The 20,783-nt window shown below is 39.4% G+C and carries 19 protein-coding genes; 6 read left to right on the forward strand and 13 right to left on the reverse strand.

Annotated elements, in window-relative coordinates:
- Complete coding sequence (locus ACTIEV_RS05955) at positions 1–1,017, reverse strand: lysylphosphatidylglycerol synthase domain-containing protein (protein ID WP_322196240.1); 1,017 nt, start codon at positions 1,015–1,017, stop codon at positions 1–3.
- Between the two features lie 129 nt (positions 1,018–1,146).
- Between ACTIEV_RS05955 and ruvC the strand changes: the two genes are divergently transcribed.
- The gene (ruvC, locus tag ACTIEV_RS05960; RefSeq protein WP_322196239.1) at positions 1,147–1,740 is read left to right on the forward strand and encodes a crossover junction endodeoxyribonuclease RuvC; all 594 of its coding nucleotides are present in this window, start codon (positions 1,147–1,149) and stop codon (positions 1,738–1,740) included.
- A 90-nt stretch (positions 1,741–1,830) separates the two neighbouring features.
- Here the strand turns inward: ruvC and ACTIEV_RS05965 are convergent, their stop codons facing one another.
- From ACTIEV_RS05965 to ACTIEV_RS05975, 3 genes are all read right to left on the reverse strand, one after another.
- Positions 1,831–2,664 carry an undecaprenyl-diphosphate phosphatase gene (locus ACTIEV_RS05965; RefSeq protein ID WP_322196238.1) on the reverse strand — a complete coding sequence of 278 codons (834 nt, stop codon included), beginning with the start codon at positions 2,662–2,664 and terminating at the stop codon, positions 1,831–1,833.
- Positions 2,665–2,710: 46 nt separating this feature from the next.
- Positions 2,711–2,947, reverse strand: coding sequence for a DUF3098 domain-containing protein (locus ACTIEV_RS05970; protein WP_322196237.1), 237 nt, complete (start codon positions 2,945–2,947; stop codon positions 2,711–2,713).
- A gap of 95 nt (positions 2,948–3,042) precedes the next feature.
- Positions 3,043–3,918 carry a cell division protein FtsX gene (locus tag ACTIEV_RS05975; RefSeq protein WP_322196235.1) on the reverse strand — a complete coding sequence of 292 codons (876 nt, stop codon included), beginning with the start codon at positions 3,916–3,918 and terminating at the stop codon, positions 3,043–3,045.
- 271 nt (positions 3,919–4,189) lie between these two features.
- Here ACTIEV_RS05975 and leuS point away from each other — a divergent pair, with 271 nt between their 5' ends.
- Entirely contained in the window at positions 4,190–7,006 is a 2,817-nt protein-coding gene (leuS, locus tag ACTIEV_RS05980; protein ID WP_322196234.1) for a leucine--tRNA ligase, read from the forward strand.
- Between the two features lie 71 nt (positions 7,007–7,077).
- Here leuS and ACTIEV_RS05985 read toward each other — a convergent pair whose 3' ends face one another.
- The gene (locus tag ACTIEV_RS05985; protein ID WP_322196233.1) at positions 7,078–8,034 is read right to left on the reverse strand and encodes a sodium-dependent bicarbonate transport family permease; all 957 of its coding nucleotides are present in this window, start codon (positions 8,032–8,034) and stop codon (positions 7,078–7,080) included.
- A gap of 52 nt (positions 8,035–8,086) precedes the next feature.
- Positions 8,087–8,416 (reverse strand): hypothetical protein, encoded by a 330-nt coding sequence (locus ACTIEV_RS05990; protein ID WP_439516244.1) that lies wholly within the window; start codon positions 8,414–8,416, stop codon positions 8,087–8,089.
- 82 nt (positions 8,417–8,498) lie between these two features.
- Between ACTIEV_RS05990 and ACTIEV_RS05995 the strand changes: the two genes are divergently transcribed.
- A complete protein-coding gene (locus ACTIEV_RS05995) occupies positions 8,499–9,419 on the forward strand; it encodes a LysR family transcriptional regulator (protein WP_322196231.1) in 921 nt (306 codons plus the stop codon).
- 22 nt (positions 9,420–9,441) lie between these two features.
- On the opposite strand, the gene ACTIEV_RS06000 is transcribed toward ACTIEV_RS05995, so the two are convergent.
- Complete coding sequence (locus ACTIEV_RS06000) at positions 9,442–9,780, reverse strand: hypothetical protein (protein ID WP_322196230.1); 339 nt, start codon at positions 9,778–9,780, stop codon at positions 9,442–9,444.
- 281 nt (positions 9,781–10,061) lie between these two features.
- Here ACTIEV_RS06000 and ACTIEV_RS06005 point away from each other — a divergent pair, with 281 nt between their 5' ends.
- Positions 10,062–13,172, forward strand: coding sequence for a S41 family peptidase (locus ACTIEV_RS06005; protein WP_322196229.1), 3,111 nt, complete (start codon positions 10,062–10,064; stop codon positions 13,170–13,172).
- Between the two features lie 109 nt (positions 13,173–13,281).
- On the forward strand, positions 13,282–13,932 hold the full coding sequence (locus ACTIEV_RS06010) for a peptidoglycan DD-metalloendopeptidase family protein (RefSeq protein ID WP_322196228.1): 651 nt from the start codon (positions 13,282–13,284) through the stop codon (positions 13,930–13,932).
- 91 nt (positions 13,933–14,023) lie between these two features.
- On the opposite strand, the gene ACTIEV_RS06015 is transcribed toward ACTIEV_RS06010, so the two are convergent.
- Positions 14,024–14,674, reverse strand: coding sequence for an NAD(P)H-binding protein (locus ACTIEV_RS06015; protein WP_439516245.1), 651 nt, complete (start codon positions 14,672–14,674; stop codon positions 14,024–14,026).
- A 152-nt stretch (positions 14,675–14,826) separates the two neighbouring features.
- Between ACTIEV_RS06015 and ruvB the strand changes: the two genes are divergently transcribed.
- Positions 14,827–15,861, forward strand: a complete 1,035-nt coding sequence (gene ruvB / locus ACTIEV_RS06020; RefSeq protein WP_439516246.1) for a Holliday junction branch migration DNA helicase RuvB — start codon at positions 14,827–14,829, stop codon at positions 15,859–15,861.
- A gap of 68 nt (positions 15,862–15,929) precedes the next feature.
- Here ruvB and hemL read toward each other — a convergent pair whose 3' ends face one another.
- From hemL to hemE, 5 genes are all read right to left on the reverse strand, one after another.
- Complete coding sequence (hemL, locus tag ACTIEV_RS06025) at positions 15,930–17,216, reverse strand: glutamate-1-semialdehyde 2,1-aminomutase (RefSeq protein ID WP_439516247.1); 1,287 nt, start codon at positions 17,214–17,216, stop codon at positions 15,930–15,932.
- An 89-nt stretch (positions 17,217–17,305) separates the two neighbouring features.
- Entirely contained in the window at positions 17,306–18,283 is a 978-nt protein-coding gene (gene hemB, locus ACTIEV_RS06030; RefSeq protein ID WP_322197216.1) for a porphobilinogen synthase, read from the reverse strand.
- 34 nt (positions 18,284–18,317) lie between these two features.
- On the reverse strand, positions 18,318–18,668 hold the full coding sequence (locus ACTIEV_RS06035; protein ID WP_322197217.1) for a four helix bundle protein: 351 nt from the start codon (positions 18,666–18,668) through the stop codon (positions 18,318–18,320).
- 86 nt (positions 18,669–18,754) lie between these two features.
- Positions 18,755–19,663, reverse strand: a complete 909-nt coding sequence (gene hemF / locus ACTIEV_RS06040; RefSeq protein WP_322197218.1) for an oxygen-dependent coproporphyrinogen oxidase — start codon at positions 19,661–19,663, stop codon at positions 18,755–18,757.
- Between the two features lie 79 nt (positions 19,664–19,742).
- Positions 19,743–20,771, reverse strand: a complete 1,029-nt coding sequence (gene hemE, locus ACTIEV_RS06045) for a uroporphyrinogen decarboxylase (RefSeq protein ID WP_322197219.1) — start codon at positions 20,769–20,771, stop codon at positions 19,743–19,745.
- Positions 20,772–20,783 lie beyond the last annotated feature (12 nt).

The following is a 20,783-nucleotide window of genomic DNA, read 5'->3' on the forward strand; positions in this document are numbered from 1 at the left end:
CTACTCTTTAATTGTACGATTAAAAAATCTTACACCCAGTAAGAAAAAACCTCCAATGATAGCTGGAATGATCAGATTCATTATCCAGATACCTGCTGCCGTTGCAACGATGCCTAATGTATTCATACTAAGCATTCCAAATAATTGAATACTGATATTTCCCCTTAGCCCCAGTTCTGCCAGCGTAATGCTTGGAACAATTGTTAATACCAAAAACATAACCATTACTAAGGCAGCCGAGTCGAAAAAATCTAGTTTCACATCAAACACTTCAAATAATAATACATATTGCAACACAATTAAAACGTATCTAACCGCAGAAAAGAATAAAACTTTTGTTAAGAATTGCCATTGTAACGATTCCATATTCTCCACTACAAAACGATACTTCGCAACAAAGGGCATTTTCTCGAGTAATCGAATGAGCCATGATAACCGGAAGAATAACAAAACAAATATGGATAATCCTACGGTCATCAAACTCATCAATCCGTTCATCCAGAATTTCGACAATCCTTCTACATGATGTGTTGCATCTAGAATATTAAAACGCATGTATATCATGCCTAACAGCCCAAAGACTAAATGAACAATGATTAGGCTCATACTTCCGACAAAAGAAAGTGCAATACCTTTTAGTCGATTCCCTTCATCAAGAAATAATACTCGTCCTGCTGTATCACCTATTCGATTAATAGAATTAAAGGCAACGGCATGACCTGATAATACCGCTTTGAAAGCTTTCCAGAATGATACTTTCTGTATCGATGCTTGTATCATTCTCCACTTAGCTGCTTCAAGGGCATAGTTGATGAATACCAGGATAAAAACGGTCAAAAGTTTTAGCGAGCGTGGACCTGAAAAAGAAGATTGAATCATCATCCATGATTCTTCTAGGTTTTTTTGATCACTAACCTGTTGATAAATAGAAAAGCTTAACCAGATAAACAATATCGGTCCAAGGAAATAATTGAGAAATATCTTTAGTTGCTTATTCAGTGCTGATTGTTTGCTCATTACAAAGAAAGGGAAAGAAGTGAAAGGTGAAAAGTGAAAGGTGAAAAGCGGTACATAAAACAGTAGAAACTGATTCACCCCTATATTTGTTCCTGACTTTGACCTTTTACCTTTGTCCAAAGGAGTCCAATGGACACTTTTAACTATTTTCATCCCATGGCCAAAGACGAGATCATCCTCGGTATTGATCCGGGTACGCAATTAATGGGATATGCTTTATTGCGTATCCATAAAGGGCAACCCCAGGTACTGTTGATGGATGTGCTCAAACTCACCAAGGAAAAAGATATCTATGCCCGTCTTGAAATGATACATACTCGGGTATGTGAACTGGTGAAGCTATATAAACCTTCCACTTTTGCCATAGAAGCCCCTTTTTTCGGAAAGAATGTACAAAGTATGCTCAAACTAGGAAGGGCTCAGGGTGTAGCCATAGCTGCTGCTATGCAGGCGGGATTGACTGTAACAGAATATTCACCTAAAAAAGTAAAACAATCCATCACCGGTAATGGTAACGCTGATAAAGATCAGGTATGGAAAATGTTACAACGGATTTTACAGATCGAAGACAAACCGCAATACTTTGATGCAACGGATGCCCTCGCCGTAGCACTTTGTCACCACTATCAATCAGCATCACCCCTTATCAAATCAGGAAAGCCCTTAAAAGGCTGGGAAGATTTCTTGAATAAAAATCCGGAGAGAGTGAAGAGAAAATTTTAGATGTCTGATGTCGAATGTCTGATTTCTGATGTAGAATATTCGATTTTCGACTTTTGATCACAGATTTAAGATCAAATCCGACATCCGAAATTACTTCAAGTATCCAGTCAATACCAGTACCAGCAAAATTGTTCCTCCAATAACACGGTACCAGCCAAATAAACGGAAGCCATGTTTTTGCAGAAAGCCGATAAAAAATTTGATGGCTAACATGGCAACAATAAACGCGACCACATTACCTACAGCTAGGGCAATTACATTATCGGTATTGGTTAGCATTTCGGGGGTTTCTTTCCATGCTTTGAGTAGTTTGTAACCGGTTGCGGCAGCCATCGTTGGTACGGCAAGGAAAAAAGAAAATTCTGCAGCCAGATTTCTGGTCAGCTTTTGTTGCATACCGCCAATAATACTAGCCGCACTTCTGCTTACACCCGGAATCATCGCTACACATTGCCAGAAGCCAATCAGTAGAGCGCGAAAAAAACTTACCTCTTCTTCTTTTTCAATTATAGGCTGCTGAAATAATTTGTCGATAAACAAAAGAACAATTCCACCTGCCAACATGGTGATGGCTACTGTAAGTGGACTTTCCAGTAATGCATCAATTTTATCGGAAAAGATAGCACCCAATCCGAGTGCGGGGATTACTGCTACCAATAACTTGAGATAAAAATTCAATCGGTTCAGAGGGAAGAATTTTTTGCGATACAATACCACCACAGAAAGTATAGCCCCTAACTGAATAGCCACTTCAAATAATTTAGTAAAATCGTCTTTGGCAATACCCAAAAAAGAACTGGCAATGATCATATGTCCGGTAGAAGATACCGGTAAAAATTCAGTCAGTCCTTCCACAATGGCAATGATGATAGCGTCGAAAATACTCATGGGGCTAGAGTTGGTAGTCCATGGTCCATAGTCCATGGGTTATAGATTCTATTGACCATGGACTATGGACCATGGACTGTAATCACTTCTTCTTAAAAATCGCAAAGATCTCAATCGCCAAACCGATCACGATCAGGATGGGTGCAATGGTGATGCGGGTGGTGCCGTATACTTCTTTATAATCAAATACATTCGGATCACTGCTTTTGCCGCCACTCATTAAAAAGAAGCCCAACGCAATAATAATAGCGCCAATAATCATCCACTTATAATTCTCTTTCGTAAAAAGCGGACTCATAGTATTTTTTGTTTCGGTCATGGGAGAGGTTTTTGTGAGTTGTGATAGTAGGTTCTCAATTGTGAATGGTGAATTGTCAATATAGTTATAATTGACAATTCACCATTCACAATTCACTAATAAAGATCATCCAATTTCATTTTTAAATATTTCAATACACTTCGATGGGTTGAATAAACTGAAATGCCGACACCCAATATAATCAAGCCTCCAAAGAGTATAAAAGTCAATTTCCAATCACGGATGGCTTTCAACTGTGGGAACTGACTCTCTGCCCAACTGATGATGCTAAATAATAAAATAATGGCAATACCGGAACTGATCAGTCCGTTCACTACCGCCCTGATATTCAAAGGACGAGCAATGAATCCTCTGGTAGCACCTACCATCTGCATGGTCTTGATCAGGAATCGGTTACTGAACATCGCCAAACGGATGGTATTATCAATACTGATGATTACGATGATACAGAGAATGATCGCTATCACTAAAAATATCAAACCAATCTTCGCTGCACGCTCATTCAAATTACCTACCAATGTTTGGGGGTACTGAATATCCGTGATCTGATCTCCGTACTTGCCCAATAGTTCTGTCGATATTTTATTCAGGCTATCTTTATTGACATAGTCTGCTTTTGCATAAAAATCGATGCTCTCGGGTAATGGATTTACATCCAAGATCTTCGCCCAATCTTCATTGTTCTCACGATTCCAGATCTCTTGTGCCATTTTCTTATCTACATAAGTCACCGTTTTGGTATAAGGGCGCGAAGCAATATGCTGCTGAATCTGCCCAATGGTATCCTTATTCAATGTCCGTAAATAGGCACTGATACGAATATCTTCCTTAAAAGCACTACCTACCGAATTGATATTTAGGAAAAACCAGCCCATAATACCCATGATTAACAATACCAAAGCCACACCCACAATGGTGTAGATATAATTCGGTTTACTACGCTTTAAAGAAGATTTTGCACTATCTACCATACTTTACATTTTTTACCCCCTTCTCCTCACAGGAGACGGGCAGGGAAGAGGTCACAAATGTAGGGTTTTGACGCCTAAAGACTTACATTTGCAACCACTCTAACGATCAATTTGCCATTGAAAATAGAGCAATCTCAACGTATTTGGGTTAAATATATGTTAGGATTGCCGGCAGCCGTTGCATGTGCCCGAATCTCCGGTCCTACACATGCTTTGCTGACACTTCAATAACGATCAAACAGCATAAAAATTATAAGTACACGCATAACTTATGGAATACAATTTCAGGGATATTGAAAAGAAATGGCAGAAAGAATGGACGGATACCAAAGCCTATCAGGTAAGCAATAACAGCACCAAGCCTAAATATTATGTGCTGGATATGTTCCCGTATCCAAGTGGAGCAGGCTTACACGTTGGCCACCCATTGGGTTATATCGCTTCTGATATTGTGAGTCGTTTCAAAAGATTAAAGGGATTTAATGTATTGCATCCCATGGGTTATGATGCGTTTGGATTACCGGCTGAGCAATACGCTTTGGAGCATGGTGTACATCCGGCAAAAAGTACTGCTCAGAATATTGATAATTTCAGAAAACAACTCGACAATATCGGATTCAGCTATGACTGGGATCGTGAAGTGCGTACTTGTGATGCTGATTACTATCAATGGACCCAATGGATTTTCCTTCAATTGTTTAATAGCTTCTACGATCGTAATCAGCAAAAAGCAGTATCGATTCAGGAACTCATTAAATCTTTTGAACAGGAAGGAAATATCAAACATGTTTGTCCGGGTAATCCCACTCTTCAATTCACTGCAGCAGCATGGAAAGCTTTTTCTGAAAAAGAACAGCAAGATATTTTGATGGATTATCGTCTTGCTTTCTGTGGTTATGGTGAAGTGAACTGGTGTGAAGCTTTGGGAACCGTATTGGCTAATGATGAAGTAGTGAATGGCGTGAGTGAGCGTGGTGGACATCCTGTTGTCAAAAAGAAACTACGTCAATGGTATTTGCGTATCACAGAATATGCAGATCGTTTGCTCAGCGGACTCGATACCATCGAGTTCAGCGAAGCCATGAAAGAAATGCAAACGAATTGGATCGGTAAATCTTCGGGAGCTGAGATCAGCTTCAAGCTGCAGGCTGCAGGCTACAAGCAAGAACAATCAAGCTTGCAGCCTGAAGCTAGCAGCTTGGAGCTTCTTGTTTACACTACCCGCCCTGATACCATTTTCGGCGTAGATTTTATGGTAGTTGCACCGGAGCATGAGTTGATTGAAAAAATTACGACGGCTGAGCAGAAAGAAGCAGTGGATGCTTATATCACGTATGTAAAAAGTAGGAGTGATCGAGAGCGTCAGGCGGAGAAAAAAATTACGGGATGTTTTACGGGAGCTTATGCCATCAACCCATTTGATGGAAGAGAAATTCCGGTATGGATCTCAGAATATGTGCTTGCAGGTTATGGAACCGGAGCCATCATGGCCGTTCCTTGTGGTGATGAAAGAGATTTCAAATTCGCCAAGCATTTCAATATTCCTATTACCAATATTATTGGGGATGCATTTGATGGAACAGATGCTAACGCTACCAAAGATGCCGTACTGAGTAATAGCGGATTCTTGAATGGTACGAAAATGCGTGATGCCATTGAAGTAGTGATTACCAAACTGGAAGAAATGGGTATCGGCAAACGCAAAGTGAATTATAAAATGCGTGATGCTGCCTTTAGTCGCCAGCGTTATTGGGGTGAGCCATTCCCAATTGTATGGCAGGATGGTATTGCCTATCCTTTGGATGAAAAAGAATTGCCACTCTTATTGCCTGATGTAGAAAGTTATGGTCCCGGTCCGGATGGAGAAGGCCCACTGGCCAATTTGAATGATTGGAAAAACACAACGTATAAAGGAAAGCCTGCGGTACGCGAAACCAATACCATGCCCGGTTATGCTGGCAGTAGTTGGTATTTCTTGCGTTATATGGATCCCAATAATGAACAAACATTTTGTGAGAAGAAAGTAAGTGATTATTGGAATCAGGTAGATCTATATATCGGCGGTACAGAACATGCAGTAGGACATTTATTATACAGTCGTATGTGGACCAAAGCCTTATATGACTTAGGTTATATTGGTTTTGATGAACCGTTTAGGAAATTGTTGAATCAGGGTATGATACAGGGGAGTAGTCGATTTGTGTATAGAAAAAAGGGGACACAGACATTTATTTCCTCAAGTCTAAAGCAAGGAGTAGAGGTAGATGAGTTACATGTAGATGTGAACATTGTGGATGGAGTAGAATTGGATATTGAAGCTTTCAAGAAATGGCGCAATGGCGAATATGCCAATGCCGAATTTATTTTGGAAGAGGGTAAATACATCTGCGGAGTTGAAGTAGAAAAAATGTCCAAATCCAAATTCAACACCGTGAACCCTGATACCTTGGTGGAGAAATTTGGAGCAGATACTTTCCGCATGTATGAAATGTTCTTAGGTCCGGTAGATCAAAGTAAACCCTGGGATACCAAAGGGATTGAAGGTGTGCATCGGTTCCTGAAAAAATTGTGGCGTTTATTTTTTGATGAGAATAAAGGGAAGATATGGACAGATGAACAACCGACTGCTGGAGAGTTAAAAGTATTACATCGCACCATCAAAAAAATCGATGATGATACGGAGCGTTATAGTTTTAATACCGCTGTGAGTAGCTTTATGATCTGTGTGAATGAATTGAGTGATCTGAACTGTCATAAAAAACAAATCCTTCAGGATGTATTGATTCTGTTAACTCCCTATGCACCACATATTGCTGCGGAGCTTTGGAAGCAATTGGGTAATGAAGGTTCAGTGTTAGATGCATCTTTCCCGGTATTTAATGCATCATATGTTACAGAGACAAGCAAAGAATATCCCATCAGTATCAATGGTAAAACACGTACCAATATTTCCATTGCATTAGATGCTACTGAAGAGCAGGTAAAAGAAATCGTACTCGCAAATGAGCTGGTACAAAAATGGATGGAAGGAAAACCTTTGAAGAAACTCATCTTCGTAAAAGGTAAAATGATCAATGTAGTTATATAATTTCTGTGCTTTTCTGTGTCCTCAGTGGCATTATTTATTGCCACTGAGGGCACAGAAAGACACAGAATTTTTTATACGATCACACAGTAATACAAAGGCATTCCCACTGTAATATTGATCGGGAAGGTAACGGCTAGCGTCATGGGTAGGAAGAGTCCGGGATTGGCTTGTGGTACTGCTATCTTCATGGCAGCAGGTACTGCAATATAGGAAGCACTGGCTGCAAGAATGGCCAATACAAATCGGTTCGATACATCAGCCGTCACAAACTGACTCAACCATGCCACTGCAATTCCATTGAATAAGGGGACACAGATCGCAAAAGCAAAAGGAAACCAGCCAAATCCGAATAGTGATTTTAGTTTTCTTCCGCTCGTAATACCCATGTCCAATAAAAAGATGGCAAGAAAACCTTTGAACAAATCATTGGTAAAGGGTTTGATATCTTCTGCCTGTTTATTGTTGGCGAGATAACCGATGACCAGACTTCCTAAAATCAGTAATACACTGCCATTGGTGATAGCATGTTTAGCAACAGATCTTTTAGAGAACTCACTTGATTCGGTGGCAGAGAAAAACGAAATCAGTAAAAGTCCGACGATAATAGCCGGTGATTCCATTAAAGCCATAACGGCAACCATGTATCCGTGTAAATGCAGCTGTTGTTGTTCCAAATAAGAAGTAGCTGTTACAAAAGTGACCGCACTTACTGAACCATAAGCTGCCGCAATAGCACCGGCGTCTAATACGTTGAACTTCTTTTTTAGGATAAAGAAGGTATACAATGGAATGATGAGTGAAATAACTATCCCCGATAACATCAACCAAAGTATCTCTTGGGTGAGCACTTCATGTGAGAGTTCTTGTCCACCTCTGAACCCAATGGCAAAGAGCAAGTACAGTGAAATGAATTTGGAAGAATTTGGTGGAATTTCCAGATCGCTTTTCAGCAGTACTGCTACAATGCCAAGCACAAAAAATAAAAGAGCAGGGTTTGTGAGGTTTTCCAGTAAAAGATTAAAGTTCATGAATAGTTTCAGGGATAGATGAATAAAAAGAGATACAGGTAACCGCGATCACTTATTGTAACTCACCTATAAAACCCAACTCAACGGCAGAATTGATCTTGATCATCTGATTACTCTTTTCGGCTTCTCTGATTGCGTCCAATACTTTTTGTAGGCTGATGCGAAGCGATTGAATACGAGCCATAGAAGCATTGTGCGGGCTACCATAACGCTCCTGATGGCTGAAATTCTTCATATTATGGAAGTTGATCTTGCTATTGTACAAGTTGGTTAGTACCTCTTTGGCTTCTTCTGGTGTGAATATGCCATCAATCAGATTAATACTACGAATAGGATGTTGTGATCTGGAAGTTTGTGCTGTTGTTAGAGTGTTCGTTTCCATACATTTAATTTGACCGCAAAGTTGAATGAAAGAAATCATAAGTATTTATATATCTTTATTATGTAAATCATAAATAAAATTTATGAACTATACTTTGAATCAACTGGAAATATTTCTATCAGTCGTTAAAAACAAAAGTGTTTCAAAAGCTGCGGAAGAATTATTTCTTACACAACCTGCAGTATCTATTCAATTAAAAAATTTTCAACGACAATTTGATTTACCATTGACAGAAATGATCGGTCGAACCCTGTATATCACAGATTTTGGTAAAGAAATTGCTGTTTCTGCGCAGGAGATCATGGATCAGGTGATGGCTATTCAAAGTAAAATGCACGCTTATCAAGGCCAACTCACAGGTCGACTTAAAATATCCGTAGTATCCACAGGTAAATATGTAATGCCTTATTTCCTTTCTTCCTTTATGCGCGAAAATCAAGGAGTAACACTAGAAATGGATGTAACCAATAAAAGCACTGTTGTACAAAGTTTACAGAACAATGAAGTAGACTTTGCACTGGTCTCTATTCTTCCCGAAAAACTATCGGTAGAAAAAATAGATCTGTTACAAAACAAACTTTTCCTCATTGGAAAGACCGGACAAAAAATTAAAAATGTACAAGCAAAAGATATCTTCAACCAATTGCCCTTAATCTTCAGGGAACAAGGATCGGGTACGCGACAAACCATGGAAGGTTTTATTCAACGGAAAAGAATCAAAGTTGCCAAAAAAATGGAATTGACTTCCAATGAAGCAGTAAAGCAGGCGGTGTTGGCAGGTTTAGGGTTCTCGATCATGCCTTTGATTGGTATTCGAAATGAATTACGTAATCAGGAACTACAGATCATACCAATACCCGGTTTGCCCATTAAGACCACTTGGAGTTTGATCTGGTTAAAAGGGAAAAAACATGCACCCGTAGCTGCGGAATTATTAAAATATATTAAAAAAGAGAAGTCGAAGATTGTGCATGAGCAGTTTGATTGGTATGAGAAGTATTAGATTGGATCATTGGGTTACACTTTTACTCTACTTTTCTTTCATAAGAATACTCATATACTCCCTGCTTATTCGCCTTGGGTACACGGATGACAAGTAATCCTTTATTAAAAACTGCTTTTGCATCTGTAGTAATGCTATTTCCAAGAGCATTTTTATAAGTTAGCTTTAATTCTCCCGTTTCTTTTATATAACAATATATACCCGTTTCGATTTGATCTTTTGCTAGCTGTGACTGAAATTGTCCATTACTATCAAATTTGTAGCTATGTTCTTTGAAAGCATCTTTCAATGATGCTATCAGTTTGTTTTTGAAAGCGCTGTCAGGGTAGGATGCACCAAAATCCCGGGAAATAAATGTCAAGCCGGATATATAATTAAAATTGACATCACCAGTCGAGAATGCTACTATTTTCCAAGAACCATTCAGTGAACTATCACATTGTGCATTTACACTTAGGTGTGTGATTAATAGGATTATCAATGCATAGAAATGCCGCATATTGTATTTATTTGATTATATATGAAAATAAGCTAATGATTTCATGTATTAAAATAGGTCCTCATTAAATACAACCATTCTTCCCAACTCTTACCAAAATAGGTGTTCTTATGTTTATCTTACCTATCCAAAATTATTTTCCAATGAAATTCATTCTTTCATTTTTCATGACATGTTTGTCGCTTACAGTAATAGCTCAGGGCGGACAAGCATATTTTTTATCGAATCCGGCCTTAAGTCCGGATGGCGAGACCGTGGTATTTGCTTTTGAGGGCGATCTATGGAAAGCCTCTGTTAAAGACGGGCAAGCCACACGTTTAACGGCCATGCAAGGGTATGAAACCAGTCCACGCATTTCTCCGGATGGTAAATGGGTGGCATTCAGCAGCCGACAATTGGGTAATGCAGATGTGTATGTGATGCCATTATCAGGTGGTGAAATTAAAAGACTAACTTATCACAGTGCCACCGATGAAGTAAACAATTGGAGTTGGGATAGTAAAAAGATCTATTTCACTTCCAATCGTATGGGGCAACAATCTGCTTTTACAGTTGCTCTAACCGGAGGAACAGCGGAACGTTTGTTTGGGGATCATTTTTATTTGTTGGATCATGGTATTGCAGAACATCCATCGGGTGATATTTATTTTAATGATACCTGGGAAAGTTCTAATCAATTAACACGGAAGCGTTATAAAGGTCCATTCAATCCTGATATTCAGTCATATAACCCAGCTACGAAGCAGTATAAGAAACATACCGATTGGGAAGGGAAGGATTTTGGTACCACCATTGATCGTACAGGAAAAATATATTTTGTTTCTGATGAGGCAAATGGCGAATACAATTTATACAGTATAGAGAGCGGAAAGAAGACAGCGTTGACAAGATTCAATACCTCCATTAAAACACCTATTGTAAATGCCAACGGTAACAAGATTGTATTTGAAAAAGACTATCAGTTATGGATGTATGATGTTAGTGCTAAAAAAACTGAGAAGTTGAACATCAACCTGGTTCGTAATTATGTATTACCCGCTGATAAAGATTACAATGTTCGTGGAAGTATTACCAATTTGGATGTATCTCCGGATGGTAAAAAAATTGCATTCACTTCTCGAGGAGAAATTTTTGTGAGCGATGTAGATGGAAAATTTGTTCAGCAAATCAGTAAAGGAAATACAGAAAGAGCAAAAGAAGTAAAATGGATGAGTGATAATAAAACATTGCTCTTCAATCAAACAGTAGACGGATGGTTGAATTGGTTTACGGTTGCTGCTGATGGTAGTGCTTCGGTAAAGCCTATTACTAATGAAACGAGAAACAATCGTTCAGGTGTTTTAAATAAAGCCAGAACGAAAATGGTATATCTCAGTGGTCGTGATGAAGTGAGATTATTGGATTTGAAGTCATGGGGAAATAAAACCATCGTGAAGGATGAAATCTGGGCTTTCCAAAATTCAGATCCCGGATTTTCACCCAATGATGAATATGTTTTATTTACAGCGGTAAGGAATTTTGAACAGGATGTGTTTGTTCACAATATCAAAGAAAATAAAACAATGAATCTTACCAATACCGGCGTAACGGAAGCAGGTCCGGTATGGGGCCCTGATGGGAAGCATATTTATTTTATTTCTGCCAGAACAAAACCATCTTATCCATTCGGAATGCAAAATCCGCGCATCTATCGAATGCCATTGGAAAAGATCGATGCACCCTATCGCAGTGATAAATATGAAGCATTGTTCAAAACAGAAAAGAAAGATACTTCCAAAAAAGAACCGGCGCCTATTAAGATCGATATGATCGATATAATGGAAAGATTGGAACAGGTTGCACCTAATTTCGGATCGCAGTTTCTGTTAAATGTGCTACAAAAAGGTGACAAGACCACTATTCTTTATGTGAGCAATCACGATGAAGGAAGAGCGGCTCTATGGAAAACAGTGTTAGAGCCTTTTGAAGCTCCTAAGACTGAAAAGATCAATGGTGCGGATGCATTTAGTGTTGATTATGCTGAGGGAGGTGATAAAGCTATGGTGTTGATCAATGGAACGATTTATAAGTTGAACCTGGATGGCAATAAAGTGGATCCTGTTAATATTGTCTACACGTTTAGACGAAACCTCTCAGGTGAGTTTACGCAAATGTTCAAAGAAGCTTGGGCTCATTTACAGGAGAATTTTTATGACGAAAAATTTCATGGAATAGACTGGCTGGCTACACGTAAACGCTATGAAACTTTTATTTCACATGTGAATACAAGGGGTGATCTGCGCACTTTATTGGCAGATATGTTGGGAGAACTGAATTCATCTCACTTAGGATTTAACTCTTTTGGTGATGAAGAAAATGTTCAACTATCCAACCGAACAATGGAAACGGGGATCATCTTTGAAAACAATAACCCTTATAAAGTAAAATACGTCGCTTCAAGAAGTAATGCTGATAAAGCAACGATAGATGTATTACCCGGTGATGAATTGGTAAAAGTAAATGATGAAACGATTGATCCTTCGATGGATAGGAGCTACTATTTTAGTAAGCCGTCTTTAGATGGTGAGATCAGTTTGACATTCAATAGGAATGGTCAGATGGTAACAACGAAAATACATCCACAAGCATCCTTATTTTCAAATTTATCGGAAGAGTGGAGTGATAACAATCAGAAAAGGGTAGATGAAAAGAGTAAGAAACGTATTGCTTATCACAATATGAAAGATATGGGAGGTGGAGAACTGGAAAAATTCCTGATCGATATGACTCAGGATTTTTATCAGAAAGATGCCTTGATATTGGATCTACGTTATAATACCGGAGGCAATGTACACGATGAAGTGTTGAAATTTTTAAGTCAGCGTGCTTATTTACAGTGGAAATACCGCGAAGGAAAACTCACTCCACAATCGAATTTTGCTCCGGCTGATAAACCCATAGTATTATTGATCAATGAGCAATCGCTGAGTGATGCGGAAATGACCGCACAAGGTTTTAAAGCATTGAAGTTGGGAACCATTATTGGGATGCCGACCTATCGTTGGATCATCTTCACCAGTGGAACAGGATTGGTCGATGGCTCTTTTGTTCGTTTACCAAGCTGGGGATGTTATAGTTTAGACGGAAAAGATTTAGAGATCACAGGTGTGGAGCCTGATATCAAGATCCCTATGAATTTCGAAGATCGCATCAATGGTCGTGACCCACAATTGGATCGTGCTATTGAGGAGATTTTGAAGAAGTTGAAGAATTAAATCATTAATTTTCTCTAATCTGTGAATCTGCGGCTTAATTTTTTGCCACAGATTCACAGATTTTTTTTTACAAGTAATTCCATGAAACTTTGTAAAAACACATTCATTCATGTTTCATCCCATAGTTCCATTTGAAATAGGAGTAGATCAATTACTGCCATTGGATTTGACTGCCAATAATGAAGCCGTTACAGAAGCTTTGGTTAATGATATTGATCTGTTCTCTGCTTATATTGACCAGTGTTTAATGGATTCCGGTGCACGTTATGCAATTGGAGGATATGATGAACATAGAACAGTGTACAGCAGGAGCCGAGTATTTGATGATGCAGAAGAACCACGTCGTTTGCATTTGGGAACAGATATCTGGGGACATGCAGGAACACCGGTATTTGCACCGTTAAATGGTGTAGTACACAGTTTTGGTTTTCATGAAACTTATGGTGATTACGGTGCAGTGATCATTTTACAACATGAATGGGAAGGAGAGGTGTTACATACTTTATATGGACATCTATCTTTTCATGATTTGGATGAATTGTATGAAGGAAAAGCAATCCATAAAGGAGAAGCGTTTGCTCATTTCGGGGAACCTCATGAAAACGGCCATTGGCCACCACATCTGCATTTTCAACTGATCAAAGATATGGAAGGGAAAATCGGAGATTATCCTGGTGTTTGTAAGTACAGTGAACGTCAACAATATTTATCCAACTGTCCTGATCCGGACATCATTTTAAAGAGTACTTTCTACAAATAATATTTTCTGTGTATTTCAGTGCCTTCTCCAAAGGAGTCCTGTGGACAGTGGCAATAAAATGCCACAGAGAACACAGACGAACACAGAAATATTACTCAAATGATTTTATTTTATCTGAGGAGATAATATGAGTTCCATTAAGAGAATGATGGGCTGAATCTTGCATAGACTTTGCTAATGCCAATGCGGAAACGGGTTTGTATTTTTTGAGCGGTCCAATCAAAAGAGGACTTATCAATTGTGCTATGAAAATACCAATCTTTTCTCCTACCCTTCTTTCCGCTCTATCACCCATGATAAAAGAAGGTCTGAAAATGCAAAGGCATGGATATCTTAATAATGTCAAAGCTTTTTCTAGCTGTCCTTTGGTTCTGCTATAAAAAATAGAAGAATTTGCATCAGCACCCACAGCGCTGATCACTAAAAACTTTTGCGAGCCTGCAGCCAATTGTAGTGCAGCAATTTTTTGTGGATAGATCAGATCCACGCGTTTGAATGCATCTTGTGATCCGGCTTTTTTAATGGTAGTACCTAAACAACAAAAAACATCAGTAGCATCTACCGAACTATCCAGTTGCTCAAAATCAACAATTTGCTGTACCAATCTAGGATGACTGATATGCACAGGCTTGCGAACGTAGATGGTTATTTGAACATACAATGGATCATTCAATAACAAATCCAATAAGTGTTGTCCGGTTAATCCACTAGCGCCGAGGATGAGTGCTGTTTTTGGTTGCATAGGTGTTTATTTAAGCTAAGAAAAGCGGTGAGTGGTCAATTGTCAATTGTGAATGGTGAATAATACGTTAAGCGTAATGTAAAAAAGTTACGAACTATATTGACAATTGACCATTCACCTTTGACTATCTCACAATTTACTACCTTTACCCCATGTCCAACCCAAACTTGAACAGAGACCCGATGAACCTGAGTGCTGCTGAGAAGGAGTTTGAGAATGCCATTCGTCCGGCTGAGATCAATGATTTTTCCGGACAGCCACAATTGATTGAAAATCTCGTCATTTTTATTAAAGCCGCTAAGCTGAGGGGCGAAGCATTAGATCATATTTTGTTTCATGGTCCGCCGGGATTGGGCAAAACCACACTCAGCAGAATTGTTGCGAATGAATTAGGGGTAAATATCAAAGAAACTTCGGGACCGGTGATCGAGAAACCGGGTGATCTGGCAGGATTGCTCACCAACCTGCAACCCAATGATGTATTATTTATTGATGAGATCCATCGTTTGAGTACAGTGGTGGAAGAATATTTGTATGCAGCAATGGAGGATTTCAGAATTGATATTATGATTGATTCCGGTCCTAATGCTAGGAGTGTGCAAATAAATTTGAATCCGTTTACATTGGTGGGGGCTACTACCCGAAGTGGTTTATTGACCGCACCATTGTTGTCACGTTTCGGGATCAAATCAAGATTAGAGTATTACCATGCTGACACTCTAAAGAAGATCATTGAAAGAAGTGCTGCGATTTTGAATACAGGCATTCTTCCGGAGGCTGCTTTTGAAATTGCACGGAGAAGTAGGGGTACACCTCGTATCGCTAATGGGTTATTACGTCGCGTACGAGATTTTGCACAAGTATTAAATGATAGTAAAATTGATTTGGGCATCACACAACATGCATTAAAGGCATTGAATGTGGATGAACATGGATTGGATGAAATGGATAATCGTATCCTGTCAGCCATCATTGATAAGTTTAAAGGTGGGCCTGTTGGACTTACTACCATTGCAACTGCTGTGGGCGAAGAAGCAGGTACACTGGAAGAAGTGTATGAACCCTTTTTGATACAGGAGGGTTTTTTACAGCGTACGCCACGCGGAAGAGAAGTAACATTAAAAGCATACCAACATCTGGGAAAAGATCGGCCTTCGATGGGTAATCAGTCGGAGTTGTTTAGATAGATAGATTGCCACTGAAGGCACAGAGATACACTGAAAAGGGTTCCGACGAAATCGGAACCCTTTTTATTTTATAATATTTCGGAGAGACTTTCTTTAGTTGCTTGAATAGTGGCGTCTAGGTCTGCGTAAGTAAGTGCGTTATTGAGGAACCAACTTTCAAATGCAGAAGGAGGTAAGTAGATGCCTTTTTTCAGCATGGCATGAAAGTATTTATTGAATAATGCATTATTGGCAGCGGATGCAGTGGCAAAATCAGTAACGGGCTTTTCGCTAAAATGCACACTGATCATTGATCCAAATCTGTTGATGACAAAAGGTGTTCCGCTTTCAGTAAGCACTTTGTTCAGACCCTCATGTAGATAAGCTGTCTTGTCATTCAGTTCTTGATAGAGAGAAGGATTATTTTTTAGCTCACTCAATAAAGTATAACCCGCGATCATCGCAATTGGATTACCACTTAGCGTGCCTGCTTGGTACACATTTCCTAGTGGTGCGATTTTTTCCATGATGACACGTTTACCACCAAAAGCACCTACCGGCATTCCGGCGCCGATCACTTTTCCATAAGTGATGAGGTCTGCGTCTACATTCAATACTTGCTGTGCCCCCCCTTGTCCTAAACGAAATCCTGTCATGACTTCATCAAAAATGAATACAATGCCTTCTTCATCACAAATGGTTCTGATACCTTCAAGAAATCCCGGTGCAGGTAAGATACAACCCATGTTTCCGGCAACAGGTTCAACAATGATAGCGGCTATTTCATTTTTATGAATAGAGACTAAACTTTTGACCGCAGTAAGATCATTATAAGCACAAGTGAGCGTATCAGTAGATACTCCACCGGTGATTCCCGGGACAGTCTGAATATCAAAAGTGGCCAATCCGCTACCTGCTTTTACAAGAAAAGCATCAGCATGTCCATGATAGCATCCTTCAAATTTGATGAATTTATTTCTACCGGTATATCCTCTTGCCAATCGTAAAGCACTCATACAAGCTTCTGTTCCACTGCTCACCATTCTGATCAGGTCGACATTGGGGGCCATACTTTTAATGAGCTCAGCCATTTCAATTTCCAGTTCTGTAGGTGCGCCATAAGAAGTTGATAAGACAGCTTTTTCCTGAATGGCTTTCACTACAGGCTCGTAAGCATGTCCTAAAATCATAGGACCCCATGAAGCGATATAATCGATGTAACGATTACCATCGGCATCATAGAGATATGCTCCTTTTGCTTTTTCAATAAAGATGGGTGTTCCGCCAACACTTTTAAATGCTCTTACCGGAGAGTTTACACCACCTGGGATCGATTGTTGTGCGCGTTGGAAGAGGGAGATACTTTTATTGTACATAGTTATATTTATTGTTAATATATTGCCACTGAATGCACAGAAATGCACAGAATCTTTCAGTGCTTCTCTGTGTGTTCAGTGGCAACTAATCATTGATTAATCAGTCTGATTGCATCTTTCGCAAAATAGGTGGCTATCATATCAGCACCTGCACGTTTGATTGAAGTCAGGCTCTCAATGATCGCTTTTTCTTCATTCAACCAACCCATTTTAGAAGCCGCTTTGATCATTGCATATTCGCCGCTTACCTGATAAGCACTCACCGGAATCTCCACTGCATTCTTCACTTCGCGAATGATATCTAAATATGCCATAGCAGGTTTTACCATCACAATATCTGCACCCTCTTCCACATCCATCAACGTTTCTCTAATGGCTTCGGTTCGGTTAGCGAAATCCATCTGATAGGTTTTTTTATCACCAAATCCAGGAGCACTATCTAGGGCGTCTCTGAATGGACCATAAAAACAGGATGCATATTTCGCACTGTAACTCATAATACCCACTTTCGTGAATCCACTTTCTTCCAAACCATTTCTGATGGCGCCAATTCTTCCATCCATCATATCACTGGGTGCCACAAAATCGCAACCTGCTTCTGCGTGACTAACACTCATTTTTACCAATGCTTCAACTGTCTCATCATTTATAATCTCATCATCTTTCACGATACCATCATGTCCGTAAGATGAAAAGGGATCTAAGGCAACATCTGTCATTACCACCATTTCTGGTACTGCATCTTTGATGGCTTTAATGCTTCGCTGCATCAATCCATTTTTATTCCATGCTTCTTTACCGGTATTGTCTTTTAATTCGTCTTTACACTTAATAAAAAGTAGTACACAGCGAATATCCATCTCCCACAATACTTTCACCTCTTTCACCGTAAGATCTAAGGACATCCTGTAATACCCAGGCATAGAAGCAATTTCAGTCTTCACATTTTCTCCCTCATCAATAAATAAAGGAGCAATAAAATCAGCAGGTTTTAATATGGTCTCAGCCACCATTGCACGAATAGCAGGTGATTGGCGGAGAATGCGGTTGCGTCTTTGGAGGTACATGAATCTTTGATTTTTGGATCTTTGATTTCTTGATTTATTGTTTGGTCTGCTTGATTTTTAAATCAAACGGTTTATTCGCGGCAGTGAAAATGACTGCTATTAATTGATCTATGATACTATTGGTACTAAGTTTTGTTGCTTTAATAATTTCTAACCAATAATGTGACTCGTCGATTTCTTCCAGAACAATTTTTAGTTTATGTGCAAAATCAGCTTGTGATTTTGATCTACTGGTTGCACGATAATTTGCTCCTACCGATCCTGAAGAACGGATCAATTGTTTCGCAATCTCAAAACCAGCAGGTGTTTTTGGCAGACATTTACAAAATAATACAATATTAATATTGAACTGTTTTGTTCTGTCTTGTAAAGTTTTCCGGTTCATCTTGCAAAGTTATGCAAGGTCACCACGAACGATACGGAGCGTTTGTTATGAAACAAATCAAAAAATCAAAGATCAAAGAATCACACTTATATCCATTCCTTCGGATGCAAGCAAGCCTGCCACAATTCCCATTCCTTTGAGCCTTCAGCCGGTTGATGATTATAATCAAATCTTACCGTTGGCGGTAGACTCATCAAAATGCTTTCAATTCTGCCATTTGTTTTGAGTCCAAAGATAGTTCCACGATCGTGTACCAGATTAAATTCAGTATATCTTCCTCTGCGTATTTCCTGCCAATATTTGTTTTCCGGTGTAAACTCATTTTCTTTTCTTTTCTCTACAATAGGAATATAACTATCTATGAATGCATAACCACAAGATTTTGCAAATGCCATCCAGAATTGTACATCTTTAGTTTCATCCGGGCGCTGGTAATCATAAAAAATGCCACCAATGCCTCTTCTTTCTTTATTACGATGCCAGTTCACAAAATACTCGTCACATTCTGTTTTGAATCTAGGATAAAATGAAGAGTCAAATTGATCGCAGGCATTTTTATACGTCTGATGAAAGTGAATGGCATCTTCTTCAAACAAATAATAAGGTGTAAGATCGGTGCCTCCACCAAACCACCTGTCCATCACTTCTCCTTGCTCGTCATATAATTCAAACATGCGATAGTTGCAATGTACAGTAGGTACAAATGGATTATCAGGATGGATCACCAAACTCAATCCACATGCAAACCAACTATGTCCATTGATCTTTAATTGTGAGCGCATCATATCCGTAACCGGACCAAATACCACAGAAGTATTCACGCCACCCTTCTCTAATACAGCACCATTACTAATTACACGCGTACGACCACCACCACCCTCAGCGCGATCCCATTTGTCTTCCTGAAAGGTAGCTTTTCCATCTGCCTTCTCCAGTGCAGCACAAATATCATCTTGCAACTGATGAATAAAGGAGATCCATTGGTCTTTTATCATGAGGTTGTTTTATATTACGTGAATGGTGAATTGTCAATTGTGAATACGTTTCTCCAATTGACAATTCACTATTCACAATTCACGAGTGACGAAATTCTTTCACAGCATCCACAAATGCTCTTGCATGATCAACCGGAACATTAGGTAAGATACCATGTCCGAGATTGGCGATATGTCTGCCCGGACCAAATGCACGCAACATTTCTTTCACTTCTTTTTGGATCACAGGAATAGGTGATAACAATTTAGCGGGATCAAAGTTTCCCTGGAGTGTTACATTGTTACCTGCAAACTGACGAGCCAGTTCCGGCTTGATGCACCAATCGATTCCCAAACCATGTGCACCTGTGGCAGCCATACTATCCAAACTATGCCACGCACCTTTTGCAAAAACAATGGTGGGTACTTCATCTTTTAATGCAGCCACGATCTGACGCATGTATTGTAATGACAGGTTCTCAAAATCATGAGGACTCAATAATCCACCCCAGCTATCGAAGATTTGAACGGTGTCGGCACCTGCTTTTACTTGTGCTTTCAAGTAGGCAATGGTGGTATCTGTGATCATTTGTAATAACTGATGTGCCAGTTCAGGTTGTGTATAACAGAAAGCCTTTGCTTCATCAAAGGTTTTAGATCCTTTACCTTGTACCATATAGCAGAGTAAAGTCCAAGGAGCACCTGCAAAACCAATCAATGGTACTCTTCCATTCAGTTCTTGTTTGATGAGTTTGATGGCATCCATCACATATCCCAATGTTTCATGAACATCCGGTACACGAACGCGCGACATGTCTTTATGGGTTTTGATAGGATCAGGCAGAACAGGACCTTTGCTTTCGATCAATTGCACTTCCAGTCCCATGGCTTGTGGTACTACCAGAATATCTGAAAATAAAATAGCAGCATCTACACCCACAATATCTATTGGCTGTAATGTGATCTCACAAGCCAGTTCAGGGGTTTGACAACGCTCAAAGAAGCCGTATTTCTCACGCAATACCATATACTCAGGAAGGTATCGTCCGGCCTGACGCATCATCCATACAGGTGTTCTTTCAGTTGGCTCACCGCGAAGGGTTCGGAGGAGTAGGTCGTTTTTTAGCATAATTTTTTTGTG

Source organism: Sediminibacterium sp., from assembly GCF_051861365.1.
Lineage (GTDB): Bacteria > Bacteroidota > Bacteroidia > Chitinophagales > Chitinophagaceae > Sediminibacterium.

Coding starts and splice junctions, on each gene's coding strand:
- ACTIEV_RS05955 (WP_322196240.1), bottom strand. CDS start 1,017: ATGAGCAAACAATCAGCACTGAATAAGCAACTAAAGATATTTCTCAAT.
- ruvC (WP_322196239.1), top strand. CDS start 1,147: ATGGACACTTTTAACTATTTTCATCCCATGGCCAAAGACGAGATCATC.
- ACTIEV_RS05965 (WP_322196238.1), bottom strand. CDS start 2,664: ATGGACTATGGACCATGGACTACCAACTCTAGCCCCATGAGTATTTTC.
- ACTIEV_RS05970 (WP_322196237.1), bottom strand. CDS start 2,947: ATGACCGAAACAAAAAATACTATGAGTCCGCTTTTTACGAAAGAGAAT.
- ACTIEV_RS05975 (WP_322196235.1), bottom strand. CDS start 3,918: ATGGTAGATAGTGCAAAATCTTCTTTAAAGCGTAGTAAACCGAATTAT.
- leuS (WP_322196234.1), top strand. CDS start 4,190: ATGGAATACAATTTCAGGGATATTGAAAAGAAATGGCAGAAAGAATGG.
- ACTIEV_RS05985 (WP_322196233.1), bottom strand. CDS start 8,034: ATGAACTTTAATCTTTTACTGGAAAACCTCACAAACCCTGCTCTTTTA.
- ACTIEV_RS05990 (WP_439516244.1), bottom strand. CDS start 8,416: ATGGAAACGAACACTCTAACAACAGCACAAACTTCCAGATCACAACAT.
- ACTIEV_RS05995 (WP_322196231.1), top strand. CDS start 8,499: ATGAACTATACTTTGAATCAACTGGAAATATTTCTATCAGTCGTTAAA.
- ACTIEV_RS06005 (WP_322196229.1), top strand. CDS start 10,062: ATGAAATTCATTCTTTCATTTTTCATGACATGTTTGTCGCTTACAGTA.
- ACTIEV_RS06010 (WP_322196228.1), top strand. CDS start 13,282: ATGTTTCATCCCATAGTTCCATTTGAAATAGGAGTAGATCAATTACTG.
- ACTIEV_RS06015 (WP_439516245.1), bottom strand. CDS start 14,674: ATGCAACCAAAAACAGCACTCATCCTCGGCGCTAGTGGATTAACCGGA.
- ruvB (WP_439516246.1), top strand. CDS start 14,827: ATGTCCAACCCAAACTTGAACAGAGACCCGATGAACCTGAGTGCTGCT.
- hemL (WP_439516247.1), bottom strand. CDS start 17,216: ATGTACAATAAAAGTATCTCCCTCTTCCAACGCGCACAACAATCGATC.
- hemB (WP_322197216.1), bottom strand. CDS start 18,283: ATGTACCTCCAAAGACGCAACCGCATTCTCCGCCAATCACCTGCTATT.
- ACTIEV_RS06035 (WP_322197217.1), bottom strand. CDS start 18,668: ATGAACCGGAAAACTTTACAAGACAGAACAAAACAGTTCAATATTAAT.
- hemF (WP_322197218.1), bottom strand. CDS start 19,663: ATGATAAAAGACCAATGGATCTCCTTTATTCATCAGTTGCAAGATGAT.
- hemE (WP_322197219.1), bottom strand. CDS start 20,771: ATGCTAAAAAACGACCTACTCCTCCGAACCCTTCGCGGTGAGCCAACT.